General features: G+C 72.4%; 19 protein-coding genes and 1 riboswitch. Of the genes, 4 read left to right on the forward strand and 15 right to left on the reverse strand.

The window, feature by feature from the left end; genetic code table 11:
• Positions 1–7: 7 nt before the first annotated feature.
• The 7 genes from BMX74_RS24665 to BMX74_RS24695 form a co-directional block, all read right to left on the reverse strand.
• Complete coding sequence (locus tag BMX74_RS24665; protein ID WP_256257250.1) at positions 8–856, reverse strand: aldose 1-epimerase family protein; 849 nt, start codon at positions 854–856, stop codon at positions 8–10.
• On the reverse strand, positions 853–1,851 hold the full coding sequence (locus BMX74_RS24670; protein WP_055502792.1) for a LacI family DNA-binding transcriptional regulator: 999 nt from the start codon (positions 1,849–1,851) through the stop codon (positions 853–855). Before BMX74_RS24670 ends, BMX74_RS24665 begins: the two co-directional genes overlap by 4 nt.
• Complete coding sequence (locus BMX74_RS24675) at positions 1,832–3,241, reverse strand: GH1 family beta-glucosidase (protein WP_055502791.1); 1,410 nt, start codon at positions 3,239–3,241, stop codon at positions 1,832–1,834. Before BMX74_RS24675 ends, BMX74_RS24670 begins: the two co-directional genes overlap by 20 nt.
• The gene (locus BMX74_RS24680; RefSeq protein WP_201784502.1) at positions 3,238–4,068 is read right to left on the reverse strand and encodes a carbohydrate ABC transporter permease; all 831 of its coding nucleotides are present in this window, start codon (positions 4,066–4,068) and stop codon (positions 3,238–3,240) included. Before BMX74_RS24680 ends, BMX74_RS24675 begins: the two co-directional genes overlap by 4 nt.
• The gene (locus BMX74_RS24685) at positions 4,065–5,018 is read right to left on the reverse strand and encodes a carbohydrate ABC transporter permease (protein WP_055502790.1); all 954 of its coding nucleotides are present in this window, start codon (positions 5,016–5,018) and stop codon (positions 4,065–4,067) included. The genes BMX74_RS24680 and BMX74_RS24685 overlap by 4 nt, the downstream gene beginning before the upstream one ends.
• A gap of 61 nt (positions 5,019–5,079) precedes the next feature.
• Positions 5,080–6,426 (reverse strand): extracellular solute-binding protein, encoded by a 1,347-nt coding sequence (locus tag BMX74_RS24690; protein ID WP_055502789.1) that lies wholly within the window; start codon positions 6,424–6,426, stop codon positions 5,080–5,082.
• A gap of 503 nt (positions 6,427–6,929) precedes the next feature.
• Positions 6,930–8,183: an RNA polymerase sigma factor gene (locus BMX74_RS24695; protein WP_091103083.1), complete on the reverse strand. Its 1,254-nt coding sequence runs from the start codon at positions 8,181–8,183 to the stop codon at positions 6,930–6,932.
• Positions 8,184–8,377: 194 nt separating this feature from the next.
• On the opposite strand from BMX74_RS24695, the gene BMX74_RS24700 reads away from it, so the two are divergent.
• The gene (locus BMX74_RS24700) at positions 8,378–8,815 is read left to right on the forward strand and encodes a YciI family protein (protein WP_091103085.1); all 438 of its coding nucleotides are present in this window, start codon (positions 8,378–8,380) and stop codon (positions 8,813–8,815) included.
• Between the two features lie 556 nt (positions 8,816–9,371).
• Here the strand turns inward: BMX74_RS24700 and BMX74_RS24705 are convergent.
• From BMX74_RS24705 to BMX74_RS24715, 3 genes are all read right to left on the reverse strand, one after another.
• Positions 9,372–10,076 (reverse strand): CHAP domain-containing protein, encoded by a 705-nt coding sequence (locus BMX74_RS24705; protein ID WP_055502786.1) that lies wholly within the window; start codon positions 10,074–10,076, stop codon positions 9,372–9,374.
• Between the two features lie 13 nt (positions 10,077–10,089).
• Positions 10,090–10,226: riboswitch (cyclic di-AMP (ydaO/yuaA leader) on the reverse strand.
• A gap of 93 nt (positions 10,227–10,319) precedes the next feature.
• Positions 10,320–11,294 carry a Gfo/Idh/MocA family protein gene (locus BMX74_RS24710; protein ID WP_055502785.1) on the reverse strand — a complete coding sequence of 325 codons (975 nt, stop codon included), beginning with the start codon at positions 11,292–11,294 and terminating at the stop codon, positions 10,320–10,322.
• Positions 11,295–11,312: 18 nt separating this feature from the next.
• Positions 11,313–12,134 carry an aldo/keto reductase gene (locus BMX74_RS24715; RefSeq protein ID WP_055502784.1) on the reverse strand — a complete coding sequence of 274 codons (822 nt, stop codon included), beginning with the start codon at positions 12,132–12,134 and terminating at the stop codon, positions 11,313–11,315.
• Between the two features lie 63 nt (positions 12,135–12,197).
• Between BMX74_RS24715 and BMX74_RS24720 the strand changes: the two genes are divergently transcribed.
• Positions 12,198–13,175 (forward strand): hypothetical protein, encoded by a 978-nt coding sequence (locus BMX74_RS24720; RefSeq protein ID WP_063791995.1) that lies wholly within the window; start codon positions 12,198–12,200, stop codon positions 13,173–13,175.
• A complete protein-coding gene (locus BMX74_RS24725) occupies positions 13,172–14,356 on the forward strand; it encodes a DUF6716 putative glycosyltransferase (RefSeq protein ID WP_091103086.1) in 1,185 nt (394 codons plus the stop codon). The genes BMX74_RS24720 and BMX74_RS24725 overlap by 4 nt, the downstream gene beginning before the upstream one ends.
• A 241-nt stretch (positions 14,357–14,597) precedes the next feature.
• Here BMX74_RS24725 and BMX74_RS24730 read toward each other — a convergent pair whose 3' ends face one another.
• Genes BMX74_RS24730 through BMX74_RS24750 form a run of 5 tightly spaced genes read right to left on the reverse strand, consistent with a single transcriptional unit; the run spans position 14,598 to position 21,112 of the window.
• Entirely contained in the window at positions 14,598–15,833 is a 1,236-nt protein-coding gene (locus tag BMX74_RS24730; protein WP_091103088.1) for a polysialyltransferase family glycosyltransferase, read from the reverse strand.
• A complete protein-coding gene (locus BMX74_RS24735; protein WP_055502780.1) occupies positions 15,834–16,823 on the reverse strand; it encodes a glycosyltransferase family 2 protein in 990 nt (329 codons plus the stop codon).
• Positions 16,824–16,834: 11 nt separating this feature from the next.
• On the reverse strand, positions 16,835–18,886 hold the full coding sequence (locus tag BMX74_RS24740; RefSeq protein WP_256257251.1) for an N-acetylneuraminate synthase family protein: 2,052 nt from the start codon (positions 18,884–18,886) through the stop codon (positions 16,835–16,837).
• Positions 18,887–18,944: 58 nt separating this feature from the next.
• On the reverse strand, positions 18,945–19,610 hold the full coding sequence (locus tag BMX74_RS24745; RefSeq protein ID WP_091103089.1) for a response regulator: 666 nt from the start codon (positions 19,608–19,610) through the stop codon (positions 18,945–18,947).
• Positions 19,607–21,112 carry a sensor histidine kinase gene (locus BMX74_RS24750; RefSeq protein ID WP_055502778.1) on the reverse strand — a complete coding sequence of 502 codons (1,506 nt, stop codon included), beginning with the start codon at positions 21,110–21,112 and terminating at the stop codon, positions 19,607–19,609. The genes BMX74_RS24745 and BMX74_RS24750 overlap by 4 nt, the downstream gene beginning before the upstream one ends.
• 102 nt (positions 21,113–21,214) lie before the next feature.
• On the opposite strand from BMX74_RS24750, the gene BMX74_RS24755 reads away from it, so the two are divergent.
• Entirely contained in the window at positions 21,215–22,576 is a 1,362-nt protein-coding gene (locus tag BMX74_RS24755) for a cation:dicarboxylate symporter family transporter (protein ID WP_055502777.1), read from the forward strand.
• Positions 22,577–22,622: the final 46 nt, after the last annotated feature.

Below are 22,622 nucleotides of genomic sequence, written 5' to 3' on the forward strand. Positions count from 1 at the left end.
TCGTCCGTCAGGCGAGGCCGACGGTCCAGCTCGCCGCGTGCTCCGCGCCCGGCTCCAGCACGACCAGGTCGTCGCCGGAGTTGAACGCGTCGGGCGGGCAGGTCATGGGCTCGACGGCGACGCCCTCGTAGCCGAGCTGCCCGCCGGTGCACACCTGCACCCACGGCAGGACGGCGGCGTCCCACGTCATGAGCACGCCGCCCACCCGGGCCCGGCCCTCGGCCAGCCCGGTGAAGGCATGGTCGAGCCGGGTGCCGCCGACCGGGCGGCCCCGCCCGAAGTCGTACGGCGAGCCCGCCACCCGCGCCCGCCACTTCGGCAGCAGCCGCTCGTCGGTCTCCAGGTACTCGGCCGCCGCGAGCTCCAGCTCGTCGCCGAGCAGCCACGGGTGCGGCCCGCAGCCGTAGGGCGCGGGCCGGTCGCCGCCGTTGCGCGCGGTCAGCGTGGTGGTCAGGCCCCGCGGGCCGAGCCGGTGCTCGACCCGCAGGTGGAGCGTGAACGGGTAGCCCGGCGCGCCGCTGACCGTGTGCTCCAGCCGGGCCGAGGACGGGCCCGCGGCGGCGACGCGCCACTCGGCGTGCGCGACGAGCCCGTGCAGCGCGTGGCCGCGGCCGGACTCGGTCACGGACAGCTCGTGGGCATGGCCGCCGAAGGAGTAGCGGGCGCCGCCCACCCGGTTGGGCCAGGGGGCGAGGATCGTGCCCGCGTAATAGGGCACGGGCCCCTCCTCCGGCCACGACGTGATCAGGGGCCGCCCGGAGTGCGCCAGCCCCCTGACGGCGGCGCCGCGCGTGCTGATCAGCGCGGTGTAGCCGTGGGACGCCAGCGCGGGCACGCGGGCCGCGCCCGCGCTCACGCCGACTCCCGCAGCACCAGGTGGGTGTCGAGGATGACGACGCGCTGGCGCAGCTCCTCGCCGTTGATGCGGGCGACCAGCAGCTGGGCCATCTGGCGGCCCATGGCCTCGGTCGGCTGGTGCACGGTGGTCAGCGGCGGGTCGGCGTGCAGCGCCGCCTTCGAGTCGTCGAACCCGATCACCGCCACGTCGCCGGGGATCGCCCTGCCCTCGGACTTGAGCACGCGCATCGCGCCCAGCGCCATCGGGTCGGAGGCGGCGAAGACCGCGTCGAGGTCGGGGTGCCCGGCCAGCAGCTCGGCCATCGCCGTGGAGCCGCTCTCCTCGGAGAAGTCGCCGTACGCCACCAGCTCGGGCAGCCCGGACGGCAGCAGCGCGTCGCGGTAGCCGGCCAGACGGTCGACGCCCACCCCCATGTCCTGGGGGCCGGCGATCGTCGCGACGCGGGACCGGCCGAGGCCGAGCAGGTGCTTGACCGCCTGCCGGGCCCCCGCCCTGTTGTCCATGTCGACGTAGCTGTACGGGTCGAGGCCGACGGGCCGGCCACCGAGCACGGTGGGGACGCCCATCGCCTCCAGCCGGCCCGGCAGCGGGTCGGCGCCGTGCAGCGACAGGAGCAGCACGCCGTCGACGTGCTGCCCCGACAGGTAGTTCTCCAGCCGCTCGTGCTCCTCAGGGGCACGGGCCATCGCCAGGATGAGCTGGAGGCCGGTCTCGGCCAGCGCGGAACCGATGCCGCGGATGGTGCCGGCGAAGTACGGTTCGTCGAACACCCGCAGCTGCGACTCGGAGACGACCAGGGCCACCGTGTCGGTACGGCGCGTCACCAGGGCGCGCGCCGCCCTGTTGGGCACGTAGCCCAGCTCGCGGATCGCCTGCTCGACGGCTTCGCGGGCCTTGAGGCTGACGTTCGGCGAGCCGTTGATGACTCTCGACACCGTGCCCCGGCCCACACCGGCCCGAGCCGCGACTGCCTCAAGAGTCGGTCGGTTCATGGTGCCTATTCTGCCGGATGATCTCCGAGTACCAGAGCGCGCTGTCCTTGAGCAGGCGCTCCTGCGTCTCGAAGTCAACGTGAACCAGGCCGAAACGCTTCCCGTAGCCCCAGGCCCACTCGAAGTTGTCCATCAGCGACCAGGCGAAGTAGCCCTCCAGCGGCACGCCCGCGTCGATCGCCTCCCTGCAGGCGGCCAGGTGGGCCTCGACGTACGCCTGCCGCTCCGCGTCGTGGACACGGCCGTCCACGATCACGTCGTCGAACGCGGCGCCGTTCTCCGAGACCACCATCGGGATCGGCGGGTAGTCGCGCGCCACCCTGGTGAGGATCTCCACCAGGCCGCTCTCGTCGATCTCCCAGCCCATCGCGGTCACCGGGTGGCCGCCGTTGACGAACGAGACGTGCTCGCTGCCCACCCACGGCGAGGCCGTCTCCGTGGGCGCGGCCGCCGCCGAGGCCTTGCCGCCCGGCGCCCCGGAGACCGTGAAGCGGCTGTAGTAGTTGACCAGCAGCACGTCGATGGGGGCGTTGACGGTCTTCATGTCGCCCGGCTGGACGAAGTCCATGTCCACCGGCAGGTCGGCGAGCACGTCCTCCGGGTAGGCGCCCTTCAGCAGCGCGTCCAGGAAGAACCTGTTCTGCAGGCCGTCGATGCGGCGGGCGGCGTCGAGGTCGGCCTCACTGCCCGTGGCGGGCGAGATCGCGTACAGGTTGACGCAGCCGCCCACCCGGCGGGCGTTCATCGCCTGGACGGCCAGGCCGTGGGCGAGGTTGAGATGGTGCGCGCCCCTGATCGCGTTCCCCGGCTCACGCCTGCCCGGGGCGTGCTCGCCCGAGGCGTAGCCGAGGAAAGCGGCGCACCATGGCTCGTTCACCGTGCTGAACGTGTGGACGTGGTCCTTCAGCGCGTCGTGCACGACGGCGGCGAACTCCGCGAAGCGGTAGGCCGTGTCGCGGTTGGGCCAGCCGCCCCGGTCCTCCAGCTCCTGCGGCAGGTCCCAGTGGTAGAGGGTCAGCCACGGGTCGATGCCGTGCGAGCGCAGCTCCTCGGTGAGCCGCTTGTAGAAGTCCAGGCCCTTCTGATTCACCTGGCCGGAGCCGTCCGGCTGGATGCGCGGCCACGACACCGAGAACCGGTAGGCGGACAGGCCGAGGTCGGCCATGATCCGCACGTCGTCGCGGTAGCGGTGGTAGTGGTCGATGGCCACGTCCGCGTGGTGGCCGCCCAGCACCCGGCCCGGCGTCCTGGTGAACGTGTCCCAGACGGAGGCGCCGCGGCCGTCCTCGGCCACCGCCCCCTCGATCTGGTACGCCGAGGTGGCCGCGCCGAACGCGAACCCCGGGGGGAAGCGCAGACCTGGACGCGTCTGTTCCTCTTGAGTCGTCACGCCTTGACCGCACCTTCCATGAGTCCGCCGACGATCTGGCGGCCGAATGCGATGAACACCGCGATGAGCGGGATGATGGACAGCGCCGTTCCTGCGAAGATCAGCGTGTAGTTGGTGGAGAACCGCGCGTTCAGCGAGTTGATCGCGATCTGCACGGTGGGGTTGTCCGGGGTCAGCACGATCAGCGGCCACATGTAGTCGTTCCACAGCAGCATGAACGTGTTGATGCCGAGCACGCCCATGCCGGGCCTGACGGCCGGCAGCACCACGTTCCACCAGATGCGCAGCGTCGCCGCGCCGTCCACGCGGGCCGCCTCGACCAGCTCGGCCGGCACCGCCTGGCGCGTGTACTGCGTCATCAGGAACACGCCGAACCCGTTCAGCAGGTACGGCAGGATGACCGCCTTGAGCGTGCCCGTCCACTCCAGGTTCACCATGAGCCGATAGAGGGGCACGACGCCCATCTGCTGGAGCGGCACCGCCATCGTCAGCAGGACGAGCAGCAGCAGCGCGTTCCTGCCCTTGAACGACAGGCTGGCGAACGAGAAGCCGGCCAGCGTCGAGATGACCACGACGGAGACGGTGACGACGGACGCCACGACGAAGGAGTTGGTCAGGCCGACGAGGAAGTGCGCGTCCTCGTTGTCGAGCACGGCGACGATGTTCTCGCCGAGGTTGCCGCCGGGAAGGAACGCGGGAGGCACCGACACCGCGTCGGAGTTCGTCCGCGAGGCGATGACGAGCATCCAGTACAGCGGGAACGCCGACAGCACGATGGCCAGGGCCAGCATGAGCCGCGTCATGAGGGTGGGTCGCCAGACGGTCACTTGCTGCCCCCGATCCTGCGGACGAACAGGAAGTTCACCAGCGCGCCGATGAGGATCAGCAGGAACAGCAGCCACGCGGCGGCCGCGGCGTAGCCGTAGTCGAACTCGCGGAAGCCCTGCTTGACGATGAACATCGCGACCGTCTGGAACTGGCCCTGCGAGCCGCCGTCGACGTTGCCGTTGTAGAAGGTGGTCGGCTCGGAGAAGAGCGTCAGACCGCCGATCGTGGAGTTGAGCACCACGAAGATCATGGTCGGGCGGAGCATCGGCAGCGTGATCTGCCAGAACTGCCGCCTGCGGGACGCGCCGTCGATCGCCGCGGCCTCGTACAGGTCGCGCGGGATCGTCTGCATGCCCGCCAGGAAGATGATGGCGTTGTAGCCGGTCCATCGCCAGTCCACCATCGTGGCGATGGCGATCCAGGACGGCACCCGCTCGGCCCGCCAGTTGGTCGGGTCCACGCCGAACCAGCCGAGCACCCAGTTCACCAGGCCCCAGTCACGGGCGTAGAGCTGCGTGAACACGACGGCCACCGCGACCACCGAGGTGACGAGCGGCAGCAGCACGCTCATCCGGATGGCCAGGCGGAACCTGAAGCGCTTGTTCAGCGCGTTGGCCAGCATCAGCGCCAGCAGCATCTGCGGGACCGTGGCGAGGAAGAACATGCCCACCGTGTTGACCACGGCGTTCCAGAAGTCCTCGTCGGTGAGGAGCTCGGCGTAGTTGCCCAGCCCGGCCCACTCGGTGGTGCCGGCCAGGTCGTAGTCGTAGAGGGAGTAGTAGAGCGTGAAGACGAGCGGGAAGAGCCCGAACGCCGCGAACAGCAGGAAGTAGGGAGACACCAGGACGTACGGCATCGCCTTGACGTCCAGGCGTGAACGCCAGCGGCGGCCGGGCGGGCGGTGGCGATGGCCGGAGCGCGCCGTCCGCGGAAGGGTGTCGATGCTCATAGCAGACCTTTCGGCGGCATGAGCCCGGCCCGCTCGTGGCGGGCCGGGCGGGCGGGGATGATCAGCCCGCGGCCTTGACCGCGTCGTCGACCAGCTGCTGCCAGGCCTTGTCGTAGGCGACGGAGCCGTCGTCCATGCCCTGGACGACCGACTCGATGGCGTTCTTCACCTGGGCGTGCTTGACGCCGAGGAAGACCGGCTGGAGGCTCGCCGCCGACTTGGCGAAGATCTCACCGATGGGGGCGTCGTTGAAGAACTCGTTCTTCGCGCCCTGGACGGCCGGGTCCTGCTGCGCCTTGGTGTTGCTGGGCATGTTGCCGAAGGTGCTGAAGATGCTCGCCTCGGTCTCGGCGTTCGTCAGGTAGTCGGCGACCATCGCCGCCTCCTTCGGGTGCTTGCTCTGCTTCGGCACCGCCAGCCAGGAGCCGCCCCAGTTGCCGCCGCCGCCCGGCACCGACGCGACGTCCCACTTGCCCTTCGCGTCGTCGCCGGCGTTGCCGCTGACCACGCCGAGCATCCACGACGGGCAGCCGACCGTGGCGAACGAGCCCTTCTGGGTGCCCGTCGCCCACTCGTCGGTGAAGTTGCGCAGCTTCGCGGTCAGCCCGGCCTGGCTCATCTTCGACGCGAAGTCGAACGCGTTCTTCACCGCCGGGTTCTTGTCGACGATGAGGTTGTTGTCCTTGTCGAAGTAGGTGACGTTGCCGTTCTTGGCGGCCTCCTGGTACAGGTACACCTGGTAGAGGGTGTTCGTGCCGTCGGTGAACTTGGTGTCCTTCACCTTCGACTGGAACTGCTGCCCCACCTTGATGAAGTCGTCCCAGGTGGGCCACAGGGCGCTGACCTTGTCGCGCTCGGACGGCAGGCCGGCCTTCTTGAACAGGTCGGCGCGGTAGCACAGGCTCATGCCGCCGATGTCGGTGCCCAGGCCGAAGATCTTTCCGTCGGCCGTGACGCCGTTCTCCCACTTCCACGCCGGGTAGTCGGCCTTGCGCGACTCCAGGCCGTACTCCTTCAGGTCGGCCCACCACTCGGGGTGCGCCTTGGCCAGGCCCATGCCGCCCTCGTCGATGCCGACCACGTCACCCGCGCCGTTGCCGGCCTGCAGCCACTGGATCATCTGGGGCCAGTACTGCTGCTCGAACTGGTCGGTCAGGTGCTCTTCCTTGATCTGGATGTCCTTGTGCTCGGCGTTCCACTTCTCGATGGCCTTCTTGTAGCCGAAGTTCGAGCCGCTGCCGAAGGTCTGCACCCGGATCGTGACCGGCTCCGCCGCGGCGGAGGAGGCGGGGGCGCCGCTCGCGTTCGAGCTCGTGCCGCCGCCGGAGCTGCAGGAGGCGACGGCCAGCGCCGCGGCGGCGAGGGCGGAGGCCGCGGCGAGAGGACCGCGACGCTTGCTGATCATCATGGTGGACCCCTTCTCGGGTGAATGGTGGGAGGTGCACCGCGGCACGCGCTCAGCCGCGGTGGGAGTGTGTGGGAGCGCTCCCACAAAGGGTGCACTCGCCGCCTCTGCGCGTCAATCCGCTGAAACGCAACCGTTACCTGTCGTGCGTTTTAGCCGCAGAGAAAGCGGCGTATGGTGACGAACGGTGCAAAGGGGGAATTGGGAGCGCTCCCACCACAAGCGGCACCTTTCGTGGCCGTTGATGGCCATGTCACCCACAAGCTGCGGCTTTGCTACTTCTTACGGGAAGCGGTCACGCGTGCACGCCCCTGAGAGGGGCGACGTCTGGGGGCGATGGTGGCCCTCGAGAGCGATGACGTCAGGGGCGAGGGTGGTGGCGCCGAGAGAGTGAGGTCAGGGGGACCGGCGGTGGTGGCGGCCGAGAGAGCTGACGTCGGGTGGGCGGGGTGCCGCCCCGTCGAGAGGGTGCCGTCAGGGGCAGGGGTGGCCGCTGAGAGGTGACGTCAGGTGGGTGGGGTGGTGGCGGCGCGGTGCCGCAGGAGGGCGCGCTCGCGGGCGTTGCGGGTCAGGGCCGCCGCCCGCTCGAACTCCGCGCGGGCCTCCTCGTGCCGTCCCAGCCTGGACAGGAAGTCGCCCCGGACGCTCGGCAGCAGGTGGTAGCCGCGCAGCGCCGGGTCGTCGGCGATCTGGTCGAGCAGGTGCAGCCCCGCCTCCGGCCCGTACGCCATCGACAGCGCGACCGCGCGGTTCAGCTCGACGACGGGGGAGCGCGCGAGCCTCGCCAGCGCGTCGTACAGCGTGGCGATGCGCTCCCAGTCGGTGGCGGCCGGGTCGAGCGCCCGCGCGTGGCAGGCCGCGATCGCCGCCTGCAGCGTGTACGGCCCCGGCTCGCCCGCCAGCCCCTCGGCCCGCTCCAGCGCGGCGAGCCCCCGGCGGATGAGCAGGCGGTCCCAGCGGGCCCGGTTCTGCTCCATGAGCAGGATCGGCTCGCCCGACGGCCCCACCCTGGCCGCCGAGCGCGACGCCTGGATCTCCATGAGCGCGAGCAGGCCGTGCACCTCGGGCTCGCCCGGCATGAGCCCGGCCAGTACGCGCCCCAGTCGCAGCGCGTCCTCGCACAGGCCGGGACGCATCCAGTCGTCGCCCGCGGTGGCGGAGTAGCCCTCGTTGAAGATCAGGTAGATGACCTCCAGCACCGACGCCAGCCGTTCGGCGAGCTCCGCGCCCTGCGGCACCTCGAACGGGACGCGCCTGGCCGCGAGGGTCCGCTTGGCCCGCACGACGCGCTGCGCCGCGGTCGCCTCGGGCACGAGGAACGCGCGGGCGATCTCCTCGGTGGTCAGCCCGCCGAGGACGCGCAGCGTCAGCGCCACGCGAGAGTCCATCGACAGCGCCGGATGGCACGCCGTGAACACCAGCCGCAGCAGGTCGTCCTCGATCCCGCCCGGCTCCGGCGGCTGCTCCTCCGCGCCGTCGGGCAGGTCGAGCAGGCGGCCCAGCTCGGCCAGCTTGCGCTCGTGGATCTCGTTCCTGCGGAACAGGTCGATCGCCCTGCGCTTGGACACCGTCATCAGCCAGGCCCCCGGGTTGCGCGGCACGCCCGTACGCGGCCACTGCTCCAGTGCGTTGACCAGGGCGTCCTGAGCGAGCTCCTCGGCCAGCCCGACGTCGTGCACCAGGGCGGCGAGCCCGGCGATGAGGCGTGCGGCCTCCATGCGCCAGACCGTCTCGATCGCGCGGTTGGTGTCGGTCGCCATCACCGACCCATGAGACCAGCGCCGCACCGCCGCCGCAACCCACCCTCGTCGTTCAGCCCGGGGCGTCGCCGCCGACCGGACGATCTCCCTCCGGAAAGGGCCGATGCGGGAGAATGCCGCGAACGTGTTCCGGCCGAGGCGTCGATCCGCCTCCGGCTCGTTCGACGTGCTGGCGAGACGAGAGGAGACACCCGATGAAGTTCATGATCGTCGGCAAGGCCAACGAGGACATTGAGGCGGGCGCGCTGCCCGACCCCGAGTACGTCGAGCGGATGCACGCCTACAACGAGGAACTGGCCAAGGCCGGCGTCCTGCTCGCCGCCGAGGGGCTCTACCCCAGCTCGCGCGGGGCCAGGATCGCCTACAGCGGTGGCAGGGCGAGCATCGTCGACGGGCCGTTCACCGAGGCCAAGGAGCTGATCGCCGGGTTCTGGCTGATCCAGGTGAAGTCGAGGGAGGAGGCGGTCCAGTGGGCGCTGCGCGTGCCCATGCCGCCGGGGTACGACGGCGTCGGGCTCGACGTCTGGCAGGTGTACGACGCCGCCGACACACCCGACACGGCCGGCATGTCGCCGGAGGCGGCGGAGTGGGAGTCGGCGCTGCGCGAACGCCTGGGTGACCGCGCCTGCTGACCCCTTCGGGCTCTGCCGCGTGCCCTCGGCGGGCCCTGCCGCTGGCCGCTTTCGGGTCTGCCGTGCGCCTTGGCGGGTCCTGCTGCTGACCCGATCATTGCTCTGCCGCTCGGCCCTGTGGCTCCGGCCGGCGAACGGCTACGGGCCCCGCCCCGGGAGGTCCGGGGCGGGGGCCGTCGCGACGCGCGGGAGGCGACGTCGAAGTGTGTTGGAGACGGGGTCCGGCAGGGGGACGGGATGGCGGGCCCTCCGGTACGGGGGCGTGCCCGCCCCCCGTACGGGGGGACGGGCCCTTCCGCACGGGGGACGGGCACTCCCGCACCGGGGACGGGCCCTCCCGTAGAGGGGGCGGGCCCTCCCGTGACGGGGGGTGGCGGGCCGTCCTGCAAGGGGGGGTGGTCGGACGGCACGGGGGGGCGTCCGGCACGTCCTCGGGGGAGGGGACGTACCGGGGCCGGGGCAGGGGACGTACCGGTGCCGGGCCGGGGGAGGTGTGGGTGCGGCCGTTCCGTGGGGGAGGCGGGCGGGCGCGGTCCGGTCGGCGGGGGTGGGTGAGTCAGGCGGCGTAGTGCGGGTAGCCGTAGCCGACGACCTGGGAGGTCGGGCGGACGCGCTCCTCCACCTTGCCGTTGCCGGTGTTGCCCTCGATCGTGGTGATCGTGCCGTCGCCGTTGTCCTTCTCGACGAAGCCGACGTGCTGGATCGAGTCGAGGTCCTTGCTGCCGTCCCAGGCGAAGAAGACCACGGCGCCCGGCTTGGGCGTGCTGCCCCAGCGGCCGTTGGCCTTGAACCACTTGGCGTGGGTGACGGTGTAGGCGTCCCAGCCGATCTGGCTGCGGGCGCCGCTGTGCTCGCCCACCCAGGAGACGAACATGGAGCACCAGGCGGCGTTCAGGTAGTCGCGGGGGGCGCCGCCGTCGCGCTTGACGGTCTCGGCGGCGCGGGGCGAGGTGGCGTACCACTCCTGGAACTTGGTGCCGCCGCCCTGGGCGTTCTCGCTGGTGCCGATCTGCTGCCTGGCCAGGGCGAGGACCTGGGTCGCCGTGGCGGTGACGGCGGTCTGGCTGCGCTGCGCGGAGGCGTTCTCGTGGACGTCGTGGCCGGCGATTCCCGCGGCCTGCGCGGTGTGCTGGGCGCCGGTCTGGAGGGTGTCGGCGAGGGCGGCGGTGTGGCCGCCGAACGCGGTCAGGAGGACGGTGGCTCCGAGGGCGGCGCCGGCGTAGTTGATCTTCGGCGCACGGGTAAAGCGGTGCTTGGCCATCGAGGGGTCAGACTCCTTGCTTCCATGCCGCTTACCGGGTTAGCTGACGGGTTCGGACGTGGAAGCTGCCCTACGGCACCGGAGTGCCGATTCACCCCAAGGACTTGGGTCCCCGGTTCCGCCCGAGGGTGGATTCAGCGGTCACAGGACGTTCCTGTGATCAACGCGATGGTTTGACATCGCCGGAAAAATCCGGACGTATGCCGCGAGATGTCCCATAAGGTAATAGATGCGGCAAGGAACTTACAAACTCCTAAAAGTAAAGTTTGTGATCCTGGCCTGGGCGTCCCCCAGGAGCCCCATCATGGCAAGGGACTCGTCAAGGGGCATGATCGCGCTCTCGGTGCGGCCCTCGGCCATCGCGGAGCGCACCTCGCGCAGCTCGCCCGCGTACCCGTTGTCGGCCGGATCGAGCACGTACTCCTCAGGCTCCATGGACGGCCCGCTGAGGACGAGGCGCCGCGGCGCCCAGAACGGCGCGTCGAGATGGGCCCGCATCCCGGTGCCCACGACGCTGGCATGGTTGGGGTAGTTCCCGAGCAACGACGCCTCCACCAGAGCCCGCCTGCCGCCGGGGTAGAGCAGAAGCCCCGCCGCCTCCGCGTCGACCCCCGTGGGCGCCAGCGAGCCCGTCACGTGCATCTCGGCCGGCATCCCCAGCAGGAGCTGTGCCAGCCCGAACGGGTAGATCCCGAGGTCGAGCAGGGCGCCGCCGCCCAGCTCCGGCGCCCACAGCCGGTGCGCGGGGTCGTACGGCGCGGCGAAGCCGAAGCAGGCCTGCACCGAGCGGATCTCCTCGAAGCGCGGATCGTCCGCGAGCCTCCTGACGAGCGGGTTGAAGCGCATCCACATGGCTTCCATCAGGAAGACCCCGGCCTCGCGGGCCAGGCGCACCATGCGCTCGGCGTCGGCCGGCGTGGCGGCGAGCGGCTTCTCGCACAGCACGCCCTTGCCCGCCGCGATGGCGGCCTCGGCCACCTCCAGATGCTGGGCGTGCGGGGTGGCGACGTACACCGCGTCGACGGCCGGGTCGGCGCACAGCGCCTCGTAGGAGTCGTACGCCGACTCCGCCTCAAGGGTGTCGGCCAGCGCCCTGGCGCGGCCCAGGTCGCGCGAGCCGACCGCCGCCACCCGCATCCCCGGCTCCGCGGCGATCACTGCGCCGACCGTCCGCGCGATGCCACCCGTCGCCGCTATTCCCCAAGCGAAATCCCGCACGCGGCGATGGTACGGCCTTTACCTCAGGTTGAACGTCTCGGGGTCGGGGCCGAACCTCTGATGCCTGCTCATCGCGCCGATCGCGGCCATGTCCTCGCCGTCCAGGATGAAGTCGAACACGCTGACGTTCTCCTTGATCCGCGACGGCGTGACCGACTTGGGGATGACGACGTTGCCCAGCTGCAGGTGCCAGCGCAGCACGATCTGCGCGGGCGTCCTGCAGTGCTTCTCCGCCAGCACCGCCAGCGCCGGGTCGTCGAGCAGGCCCCTGCCCTGGCCGAGCGGGCTCCAGGCCTCCGTCAGGATGCCGTTCGCCTCGTGGAAGGCCCGCATCTCCCGCTGCTGCAGGTAGGGGTGCAGCTCGATCTGGTTGATCGACGGCGTGATGTCGGTCTCGTCCATGAGCCTGGTCAGGTTCGCCACGGTGAAGTTCGACACGCCGATCGCCCTGGCCCGGCCGTCACGGTAGATCTTCTCCAGGCTCCGCCACGCCTGCACGTACCTGTCCTGCTCCGGCACCGGCCAGTGGATGAGGTACAGATCCACGTAGTCCAGGCCGAGCCTGGCCAGGCTCTCGTCGAAGGCTCGCTCGGCCCGGTCGTGGTCGCCGTTCCACAGCTTCGTGGTGACGAACACCTTCTCGCGCGGGACGCCGCAGGCGCGCACGGCCGCGCCCACGCCCTCCTCGTTCTGGTACGCGCTGGCGGTGTCGATGTGGCGATACCCGGCACGCAGCGCGGTCGCCACGGCCTCCTCGGCGCCCTCGGCGGGCACCTGCCAGACGCCGAACCCCAGCTGCGGGATCTGGACGCCGTCGGTGTTGAGCATGAGCGAGTTCATACCGTCCATTGTTCACGCCGCGTTCCTTACGGCTTAAGCCGGTAGGGCTACCTTGAAGCGGTCGTGAACGGGCGATTCCCCGGCTGGGAGAACAGAGTGGTCAAGCAGGCGTCGGCCTGGGTGGAGTCTCCGCTCCAGATGCTGTGCGCCGTCGAGGCCCACCACGCGGGCCTGCTCGGCCCGGCCACCGTCGTCGTGCCGCGCGCCGGGCTGCGCGCGCTGAAGGCCACCAGGCGGGAGCTGCTGCGGCTCGGCCCGCCCCCGGGCCTGGAGCTGGCCGAGCCGCGCGAGCGCATGCCGCGCCGGCTGAACGCCGTGGGCGACGCGTTCTCGGGGCGGGTGCAGGTGCGCTGGCTCACGTCCCTGCCCGGCGAGGTCGTCGTCGTGGACGACGGCCTGGCCACGCTGCGGCTGCTCGAACTGCTCGCCGAGGGGCCGTTCCGGCCGCTGCTGCGCGCCCGCGCCGAACCCGGGCCGCTGCGCACCGCGCTCGGCCTGGCCGCCGCGCTGCGCCTGCGCGCCGGCCGCGTGTCGGTGTTCACCGCCCTGCCGGTGCCCGAGCCGCTCGCCGCGTCCGTACGCGCCGCGGGGGTGCGCCTGGTGACGCACGACTTCGCCTGGCTGCGCGCCCAGCCGCCCAGCCCGCAGGGCCCCTCCGAGCGCACCGTCGTGCTCGGCACGTCGCTGGTCAGGAACGGCCTGGTGCACCGCGACCGCTACCTGCGCTGGCTGACCGGCCTGGCCGAACGCGAGCCGCTCGCCTACTACCCGCACCGCCGCGAGGACCCCGTGGACGTCGCGCTGATCCGGGAGAGCCCCGGCATCACCGTCCACGACGCCGGGGTGCCCGCCGAGCTGACGCTGCGCGGCCTCGACCCCGGCCAGCGCGTGCTCAGCCTCCCCTCGACCGCGATCTCCTCGCTGCGGGTGCTGCTCAGCCCGCGAGGCGTCGCCGTCGAGCCCGTGGACGTTCCCGACGACTGGTGGACCAGCAGGGCGGCGCCCGCCCTGCGCTCGCATTTGACAGGAGTTACCGGGTGAAGGTGCTGGCGGTCGCCGACTCCGACTCGTACCTGAAGTGGGCGGCCTGCCTCCTCGGCGACCTGCCCGCGGGCAGCTCGCCGGAGCTGGTGGTGGTGCGGACCCCCATCGCGCCCTCGCCCGACCAGATCGCCGCCGCGGTGAACGGCGCGGCGGGGAGCGGGACGGGGGTTCCGCCGGTGCTGTCGGCCAGGGCGCTGCGCCGGGCCGCCGAGCGGCTGCGGCCCGACGTGATCCTCGTGGCCTGCACGGGTCCCGTCGTGGACGTGCTGGTGGCCGACGTGCTGGCGGACCTGAGGCCGCGCCCGGTGTTCGTCAGCGGGCTGCCGGGCATCTCGGTGCCCGCCACCGAGAAGGCGTGGCTGTTCCGCAGCGGCTGCGACCTGTTCGTGCTGCACAGCGAGCGCGAGGTGGCCGAGTTCTCGCAGATCGCCGGCAGGCTCGGCGGGGGAGGGGCGCTGGGCCTGGCCCGGCTGCCGTTCCTGCGTCCGGCGGCGGAGCGGGGCGGCGGCGGCTCGGCCGTCGTGTTCGCCACCCAGGCGAAGGTGCCGCGCGAGCGGGCCGAACGCGAGCGGGTCCTGCTGGCGCTCGCCGAGCTGGCCGTGCGCCGCCCCGACCTCGACGTCGTGGTCAAGCTGCGCGCCCTGGAGGACGAGCGGCAGACCCACAGGGAGCGCCACCACTACCAGCGGCTGTGGCGTGAGATGGGCGAGCCGGGCCGGCTCTCCTTCGCGGCCGGCTCGATGCACGACCAGCTCGCCCGCGCGGCGGGGTTCGTCACGGTCAGCTCGACGGCCGCGCTGGAGGCGATCGCGCAGGGCGTGCCGTCGCTGGTGCTGAGCGACTTCGGCGTGAACGCCGAGATGATCAACCTGGTGTTCGAGGGCAGCGGGCTGCTCGGCACGCTCGACGACCTGGTCGAGGCGGACTTCCGCGACGCCGACCCGGCCTGGTGCGCGGCCAACTACTTCCACCCGCGCGAGCGCGGCGACTGGGCCGCGCGGCTCGCGGAGCTGGTGGCGGAGGGGCCGAGGGAGCCGGCGAGGTCGCTGCTCGACGGTCCCGAGCACGCGGCGGCCCGGCGCAGGACGCGGCTGCGGGTCGAGGTGCCGCCCCGGATGCTGCGGGCGGGCTACCGGGCCAGGCGCCGGGTGCGCCGCTACCTCAAAGCCCTCACCTGACCGCCTCACCTGACCGCCTCACCGGGCGCGCCTCCGCCGTGAGGGGCGCGCCCGGTCAGGAGGGCGTGCGGGTCTGGAGGATGTGCGGGTCTGGAGGGGCGCGCCCGGTGAGGGCGTGCGGGTCCGGAGGGGCCCCGCGGCCGGGCGGTGGGCGTCGGCTCGTGCGCCGCCGCCCAGCGACGCCCACCGGCGCCCGGCAGGCGCCCGCCAGGCGGGTCGGGCGGGCCGGGCGCGGGCCGGGCTAGAGGGCGGCGCGGAGCTTTCTGCGCAGGCGGGCGAAGCCGCTCGGGCGTTCCGCGAGGCCCAGCGTCTCCAGGCGCTTGCGCTTGAAGTAGCGCGGGTCGAAGTCCATCCGCTCGGGCCGCAGCTCCGGGTACGCGTCCGCCTGCATGCAGTACCCCACCGCCCGCACCAGCGCGGGCAGGTCCACGGCGGGGGGCCGCTCCACCGAGCCGTCCTCGGCGAGGCGCGGCAGCAGCGCGTGCACGATCGTCGCCGGGATCCTGTTGCTGTTCTCGTACGGCGCCAGCCGGTCGAGCACGAGGTCGGCCCCGTACGAGGCGACCTGCAGCCCGAAGTGGCGCCAGGCCGTCACCAGCGCGGTGGAGAAGCAGCCGACGACCAGCTCGGGACGCAGCGCGGAGAAGCACACCTCGGCGGGCACGCTCTCCCCGGCGACGGACAGCCGCACGCCGAGCCGCCCAGCCGCGGCGCGCAGGAGCTGGGCGTGCCGGCGGCCCGCCGCCGGGTGCGGCTTGAACACGACCGCCTCGTGCCCGCGGGCGGCCAGCGCGCGCAGCATGGTCTCGTGCAGCGCGGCCTCCTCGTCCGGCGTGACGATCTCCAGCGCCGACAGGTACTGCCCGAGGATCATCGCCTGCCCGGCGGGCAGGCCGGGGGCGGTGGCGGCGACCTCGTCCACCACCGGCAGGAACGCCTCGGCGGGCAGGACGGCGGACGGCACGCCGTACTCGCTGAGCAGCAGCGGCGCCAGGCCCGGCACCAGGTCGAGGTGGAGCAGGCGGCCGATGCGGCGGAAGATCTCGGCGGGCAGCGGGTCGCGGGTGGGGCCGTAGCTCATCAGCCCGTCGGAGTAGACGGTGATCGGGCAGTCGCGCACCAGCCCGGCGATCGTCCGCGCGGGCGGCACCGCGATCGACTCGAGGACCAGCTCGTCCACGCCGTCGAGGCGCAGGTGGGAGCGGATGAGCCGCTCCATCATCGGCACCTCGACGATGCGGGCCTTCCAGTCGGACGGGTGCAGCGGCGCGATGAGGTCGTTCCAGGAGTGCACCTCGTCGAAGCGGTGGCGCAGCGCCGCGAAGCCGGGGGTGGCGTCGAGCGGGGCGGCCACCTCGGGGATCGCCGCGTTGTTCGACACGACCAGCACGCGCCGCCCCTCGCCGAACCGGCCGTCGTCGATCGCGGCGGCCAGCGACATCGCCCCGAACAGCGTCGAGGCGTAGAAGACCTTCACTTACGTCTCCTCCCGGTCCCGGCGGAGCCGGATGTGGGGGCTGGGGGGCAGGTCGGGCACGAGGGCGCGCAGCGCCGTCTCGCGTTCGACGGCCATCCGCGACACCGCCTCGACCACCAGGTCCGCCGGCAGCGAGCGCACCATCTGCGCGCCCCGCTCCTCGAACCTGGCGCGCAGCGCGGGCGTGAAACGGCCGGCGATCTCCAGGTGGTGGGCGAGCAGCGCGCAGAAGTTGCGTACCGCCTTGGGCAGGAACTCCGGCTCGACGTCCTTGAGCACCAGCTCGAAGGCGTCGAAGAAGTGCAGCTGCCGCTCGTCGCCGACCTGCGTCAGCGAGCCGGACACCTGGCGGCGGTAGAAGACGCCGGCCAGCGACACCACGGCGAACGTGGCGGCCTCCCTGTGCAGCCGCCAGATCCACGGCCGGTCCTCGGCGGTGTGCAGCGAGCCGGGGAAGTGCAGCAGGTCACGCAGCGAGCGCCGGTAGATCCCGGCCCACGCGTACGGGTAGTCGACCATGGTGCGCACGCTCGCGGGCAGGATGGCGCCGCGGGGGTCGAGCACGACGCCCCTGGGAGCCGACAGCGGGGCGCGGTGCACGACCCGTTTGCGGCCTTCGACCTGGACGTGGTCGGCCCGGACGAAGTCGCAGCCGAGCCCTTCCGCGGCCTCGACGAGCAGCGCCAGGTAGCCGGGGGCGAGCCAGTCGTCGCCGTCCATGAACGTGACGTACCGGCCGGAGGCGGCGGAAAGGCCGATGTTGCGGGCGTCGGCCAGGCCGACGGGGGCCGGGTTGCGCACGACGGTCAGGCCGGGCAGGTCCCGGCGGAAGTCCTCGGCGATCTCGGCGGTGGCGTCCACCGAGCCGTCGTCCACCACGATGAACTCGAAGTCGCGCCGGGCGTTGCGGCACAGGGAGGCGAGCGCGTCCGCGAGGAAGCGCTCGCCGTCCCGCACCGGCAGGATGAGGGAGAGCGTCGTCTCTGCCATGCTCGGCGGGCTCAGACGGTCACGCGGCGCAGCCGGGCCTTGGGCGCCTCCTCACCGGGGAAGACCCTCTTCACGCCGTCGCCGAGGGCCTGCTCGATGATGCGGATGTCGCGCACCAGGTGCTCCAGACCGGCCGGCTCCAGCGAGGCGGCGTGGTCGGAGCCCCACATGGTGCGGTCGAGCGTGATGTGCCGCTCCACGCACACCGCGCCGAGGGTGACGGCGGCGAGCGAGATCTGCAGGCCGCGCTCGTGGCCGGAGTAGCCGACCGGCACGCCGTACCGCTCCTTCAGCGTGGTGATGGTGCGCAGGTTCGCCTCCTCCGGCGGCAGCGGGTACGTGGAGGTGGCGTGCATCAGGATCAGCTGGTCGGTGCCCAGGATCTCGACGGCCTGGTCGATCTCGGACAGGGTGGACATGCCGGTCGAGAGGATGACCGGCTTGCCGGTGGCGGCCAGGGCGCGCAGCAGCTCGTGGTCGGCGACGCTGGCCGAGGCCACCTTGTGCACCAGGACGTCCATCTCCTCCAGGAACTCCACCGACGGGACGTCCCAGGGGGAGGCGAACCAGTGCAGGCCGCGCTCGTCGCAGTACTTGGCGATCTGCCGGTACTCGTCGTGGCCGAACTCGGTGCGCTCCTTGTACTCCAGGTAGGTCATCTCACCCCAGGGCGTCTGCCTGATCTGGCCGCGCTGCTCCACGGGCACGCAGATCGACGGGGTGCGCTTCTGGAACTTCACCGCCTGGCAGCCGGCGTCGGCGGCCACGTCGATGAGGCGGCGGGCGATGTCCAGGTCGCCGTTGTGGTTGATGCCGATCTCGCCGATGACGTACACCGGCTCGCCGTCGCCCACCAGGACGTCGCCGACGGCGACGGGGCCGAGCCGCGGCCGGCTCTTGACGACGGGGGCGGCCGGCTCGGGCCGGGCGGCGAGGACGCGGTCGCACAGCTCGCGCACCGCGCCCGACCCGCCGGGCCTGGTGAGCACGACGCGGGCGGCGGCGCGCACCCGCGGGTGGGCGTCGGGCGTGGCGACGGGCCAGCCGACCTCCGCCATCGGGCCGAGGTCGTTGACGTCGTTGCCGACGTAGGCGACGCGGGCCGGGTCGAGGCCCTCGATCGTCAGCCAGTCGCGCAGCACCGTGCGCTTGTCGGCGAGGCCCTGCAGCACCGGCACGCCCAGCTTGCGGGCGCGGGCGGCGACGACCGGGTTGTGCTCGGTGGACATCACGAGCACCTTCACGCCGGAGCGGCGCAGCAGCGAGACGCCCATCCCGTCCGAGCGGCTGACGAGGACCATCTCCCGGCCCTCGGAGTCGACGTAGGCGCGGTCGTCGGTGTGGACGCCGTCGAAGTCGGTGATGACCGCGTCCACGTCGATCGGCTCGGGCGCGTCGACGAACGGGGCCAGCGCGCGCACCAGCTCCAGGTCCTCGGGGTCGTCCACCTCGATGGCGTGCCGCGGCGACACCGGCTGCACGGCGACGGCGCCGAAGAAGCGGTGCCCGTGCTCGCGCAGGCCGGAGGCGCGCATGACGTAGAAGGCGCCGTTCTCACGGAACTGCGGCTCGCGGTCCTGCCTGCGCGGGCGGACCGCCGGGTCGTGGTTGACCCCGGAACCTGCGGCCGTCCACAGGAACTCGTGGGTGGGCAGGCCGGAGACGACCGAGTCGGCCTCGCCGTCGAGGACGCGGCGCACGGCGGCCGACAGGTCGGCCGGGTCGATGAACGCGCTCGTGCACTGCACCAGCACGACCACCTCGGGGTCGGCGCCGAGCGCGTCGAGCGCGTGCAGCACGGCGGACTCGCTGGAGGCCGTCGCCCCGCTCAGCTCCTCGGGCCGGTCCACCACGGTCGCGCCCGCCTGCCTGGCGGTCTCGGCGATCGCGGCGTGGTCGGTGCTGACGACCACCTGGTCCACCAGCTCGGCCCGCTGACACGCGCGCACGGCGCGGGTGACCAGCGGGACACCGCCCACGAGGGCGAGGTTCTTCAGGGGGACGCCCGCCGAACCTCCGCGGGCGGGAACTACGGCCAGGACTCGCAAGGTGAACTCCTCCACGCTTTCGGATTGCACCCAGAAGCTAGAGGCCCGGATTGAACGCCCAGCGTCACCTCCATTAACTTTCCATGGGGATCCGGTAGAGCAACTCTGGCCTGCCGACCCCGCCGTACCTGGGCACGCGCACCGCCACGCCCAGCTCCACGAGGTGTTCGAGGTAGCGGCGCGCGGTCACCCGCGACACCCCGGTGGCGTCGGCCACGGCCTGCGCCGTCAGGCCCTCGGGCCGGCCGCTCAGCTCGGCGGCCACGGTGTCCAGGGTGTCCCTGGCGAGCCCCTTGGGCGGCTCCGAGCTGCCGCGCAGGTTCCCCAGCACCCGGTCCACGTCGCCCTGGCCGACGATCAGCCCCGCTTCCTCCCTGAACCTGGCATAACGGGCGAGCTTCTCGGCGAGTGTCGCGTACGTGAACGGCTTCAGCAGGTACTGCGACACCCCCAGCGACACGGCCGAGCGCACCATCGCCAGGTCGCGGGCCGAGGTCACGGCGATCACGTCGCACAGCAGCCCGCCCGCCCGCGCCGCCCTGCACACCTCCAGCCCGTGCATGTCCGGCAGGTACAGGTCCAGCAGGACGAGGTCCACCGGCCGGGCCCGCAGGAAGCGCAGCGCCTCCCCGCCCGAGCGGGCCACCCCGGCCACCTCGAAGCCCGGCACCCGCTCGACGTACACGCGGTTGGCCTCGGCGGTGATCTGCTCGTCCTCGACGACCAGCACGGAGATCATCGGACTGGCTCCTTCACGGGCAGCCGCACGGTGAACACCGAGCCCGCGGGCGACGCCTCCACCTCGATGGCGCCGCCCAGCCGCCGCACCGCCTGGCCCACCAGCGCCAGGCCGAGCCCGCGGCCGTCGCCCTTCGTGGTCCAGCCCTTCCCGAACGCCTCCGGCGGCACCAGGCCGGGACCGTCGTCCGCCACCCTGATCACCACCCCGCCGGGGCCCGACCGCAGGTGCACCTCGACCCGGGCCGCCGCGTCGATCGCGTTGTCGATGAGGTTGCCCGCGATCGTCACCAGCTCTCTCGGGTCGAGCCCCAGGTCGTCCAGCTCGCTGTCCTCGCTGATCACCAGCTCGCCGCCCCGCTCGGCCGCCTCGGCGCTCTTGCCCAGCAGCAGCGCCGCCAGCACCGGCTCGCGCACCGCGCCCACCACCCGGTCGGTGAGCTCCTGCGCGGCGCGCAGCTCCGCCGTGCCGAACGCCACCGCCTGCTCGGTCCTGCCCAGCTCCACCAGCGTGATCACGGTGTGCAGTCGGTTGGCGGCCTCGTGCGCGGCCGAGCGCAGCGAATCGGCGAAGCCGCGCTCCACGTCGAGCTGCCCGGCCAGCGTCTGGAGCTCGGTGTGGTCGCGTACGGTCACGACGGCGCCCAGCCTGCTGGCCGCGCTGTTGACCGCGAGCACCCGATCGCCCACCAGGTGGACGCGTTCCTCGTGGTCGCCGAGCACCTCGGCCAGCCCCAGCTCGGCGACGTGCCGGCCCTCGGCGTCGGAGGGCAGGCCGAGGAGCTGGCGCGCGGCGTCGTTGCAGAGGGTGAGCCTGCCGTCGCCGGACACGAGCAGCAGGCCCTCGCGCACCGCGTGCAGCACGGCGTCGTGGTGGTCGTGGATGCGGCCCAGCTCGACCGGGCCGAGCCCGTGCGTCTGCCGGCGCAGCCGCCTGGTGACGAGCCAGGTGCCTGCCGCGCCGAGGGCGAGCGCCAGCGCGGCGACGGCGCCCGTCCACGGCAGCAGCAGGCGCAGGCTCGCGTCGATCCTGTCCATGATGATGCCGGCGCTGACCAGCGCCCGCACCGAGCCGTCCACCGTGACGGGGGCCACCGCGCGCACCGACGGCCCGAGCGTGCCGGTGTAGGTCTCGACGAACGTCCGGCCGCGCAGCGCCTCCTCGGTGTGGCCGAGGAACCGCTTGCCGATCTCGGCGACGTTCGGGTGCGTGTAGCGGGTGCCGTCGGGCTTCATGATGGTGACGAAGTCGACGCCGGTGCGCGCCCGCACCCGCTCGGCGAACGGCTGGAGCCGCCCGGACGGCGACGGCTCGCCGAGGGCCTTCAGCACCTCGGGCGAGGCGGCCACCGTGGACGCGACGGCGCTCGCCGTCGCCCCGGCCTGCGTGGAGACCTGCCGGTGGGCGAGCGCCACGACGAGCGCGGTGCCGCCCGTCACCGTCACCGCCACGACGAGGAGCTGCAGCACCAGCATCTGCCCGGCCAGGCTCAAGCGGCTCATGGCGACCTCTTCGTGAACGAAACTTACGCAATAGTGACGTACGTCACTGCGCCCCGCATAGTCGCACAGCCGGACGTCTGTTTCCAAACCTGGGAGCGCCCTATGCGTGATCGCACCCGATACCTGTACCTGGCCGTCATCGCGGCGGTGTTGCTCGGCATCCTCGTCGGCTTCGTGTGGCCGGAGGTGGGCAAGGAGCTGAAACCGCTCGGCACCGGCTTCGTGGCGTTGATCAAGATGATGATCAGCCCGATCATCTTCTGCACGATCGTCCTCGGGGTCGGCTCGGTCCGCCAGGCCGCCAAGGTGGGCAAGGTCGGCGGGCTCGCCCTCGGCTACTTCATCGTGATGTCCACCGTCGCCCTGGTCATCGGCCTGCTCGTGGGCAACCTGCTCGACCCGGGGACGGGCCTGCAGCTCACCGACGCCGCCAAGCAGGCCGCCGAGGCCGAGGCGGCCAAGGGCGGCGAGAGCGGCACCACCGACTTCCTGCTCGGCATCATCCCGACGACGCTGGTGTCGGCCTTCACCGAGGGTGAGGTGCTGCAGACCCTGCTGGTGGCGCTGCTCGCCGGTTTCGCGCTGCAGGCGATGGGCCGGAAGGGCGCGCCGATCCTGCGCGGCGTCGAGCACGTCCAGCGCCTGGTGTTCCGCATCCTGGCCATGGTGATGTGGGCGGCCCCGGTCGGCGCGTTCGGCGCGATGGCCGCCGTCGTCGGCGCGACCGGGATCGACGCGCTCAAGAGCCTGGCCGTCATCATGATCGGCTTCTACGTGACGTGCCTGCTGTTCGTGGGCGTGGTGCTCGGGGCCGTGCTGTGGATGGTCGCCCGCGTCAACCTCTGGGCGCTGCTGCGCTACCTCGGCCGCGAGTTCCTGCTGATCCTGTCCACCTCGTCGTCGGAGTCGGCGCTGCCGCGCCTCATCGCCAAGATGGAGCACCTCGGCGTCAGCAGGACGGTCGCGGGCATCACGGTGCCGACCGGGTACTCCTTCAACCTGGACGGCACCGCCATCTACCTCACGATGGCCACGCTCTTCGTCGCCTCGGCCACGGGATCGCCGCTGGAGTTCGGCGAGCAGATCGGGCTGCTGCTGTTCATGATGATCGCCTCCAAGGGCGCGGCGGGCGTCACCGGCGCCGGCCTGGCCACGCTCGCGGGCGGCCTGCAGTCGCACCGCCCCGAGCTGGTGGACGGCGTCGGCCTCATCGTCGGCATCGACCGGTTCATGTCGGAGGCCAGGGCGCTGACGAACTTCGCGGGCAACGCCGTCGCCACCGTCCTGGTCGGGACGTGGACCGGCGAGCTGGACAGGGAGCGCGCCGCCGAGGTGCTCGCGGGCCGCGTCCCGTTCGACGAGGCGACCCTGCTCGACGAGGACGAGCGCGAGGAGCCGCCCGGCGAGGACGCGCGTGAACAGCCGCCCGGCGAGGAGTCGCCGCGCACGATGGCTCCCGCGTAGCGGGCCGGCCCGCCGCCCGGTTCCCGCCGTGTCCACGGCAGGGGGC

The sequence above is a fragment of the Nonomuraea pusilla genome, from assembly GCF_900109355.1.
Classification (GTDB): Bacteria; Actinomycetota; Actinomycetes; order Streptosporangiales; family Streptosporangiaceae; genus Nonomuraea; species Nonomuraea pusilla.

Bases quoted from the DNA above. Each gene is read 5' to 3' on its own strand.
- BMX74_RS24670 (WP_055502792.1), bottom strand. From the start codon at position 1,851: ATGAACCGACCGACTCTTGAGGCAGTCGCGGCTCGGGCCGGTGTGGGC.
- BMX74_RS24685 (WP_055502790.1), bottom strand. From the start codon at position 5,018: ATGAGCATCGACACCCTTCCGCGGACGGCGCGCTCCGGCCATCGCCAC.
- BMX74_RS24690 (WP_055502789.1), bottom strand. From the start codon at position 6,426: ATGATGATCAGCAAGCGTCGCGGTCCTCTCGCCGCGGCCTCCGCCCTC.
- BMX74_RS24695 (WP_091103083.1), bottom strand. From the start codon at position 8,183: ATGGCGACCGACACCAACCGCGCGATCGAGACGGTCTGGCGCATGGAG.
- BMX74_RS24700 (WP_091103085.1), top strand. From the start codon at position 8,378: ATGAAGTTCATGATCGTCGGCAAGGCCAACGAGGACATTGAGGCGGGC.
- BMX74_RS24705 (WP_055502786.1), bottom strand. From the start codon at position 10,076: ATGGCCAAGCACCGCTTTACCCGTGCGCCGAAGATCAACTACGCCGGC.
- BMX74_RS24715 (WP_055502784.1), bottom strand. From the start codon at position 12,134: ATGAACTCGCTCATGCTCAACACCGACGGCGTCCAGATCCCGCAGCTG.
- BMX74_RS24735 (WP_055502780.1), bottom strand. From the start codon at position 16,823: ATGGCAGAGACGACGCTCTCCCTCATCCTGCCGGTGCGGGACGGCGAG.
- BMX74_RS24745 (WP_091103089.1), bottom strand. From the start codon at position 19,610: ATGATCTCCGTGCTGGTCGTCGAGGACGAGCAGATCACCGCCGAGGCC.
- BMX74_RS24750 (WP_055502778.1), bottom strand. From the start codon at position 21,112: ATGAGCCGCTTGAGCCTGGCCGGGCAGATGCTGGTGCTGCAGCTCCTC.
- BMX74_RS24755 (WP_055502777.1), top strand. From the start codon at position 21,215: ATGCGTGATCGCACCCGATACCTGTACCTGGCCGTCATCGCGGCGGTG.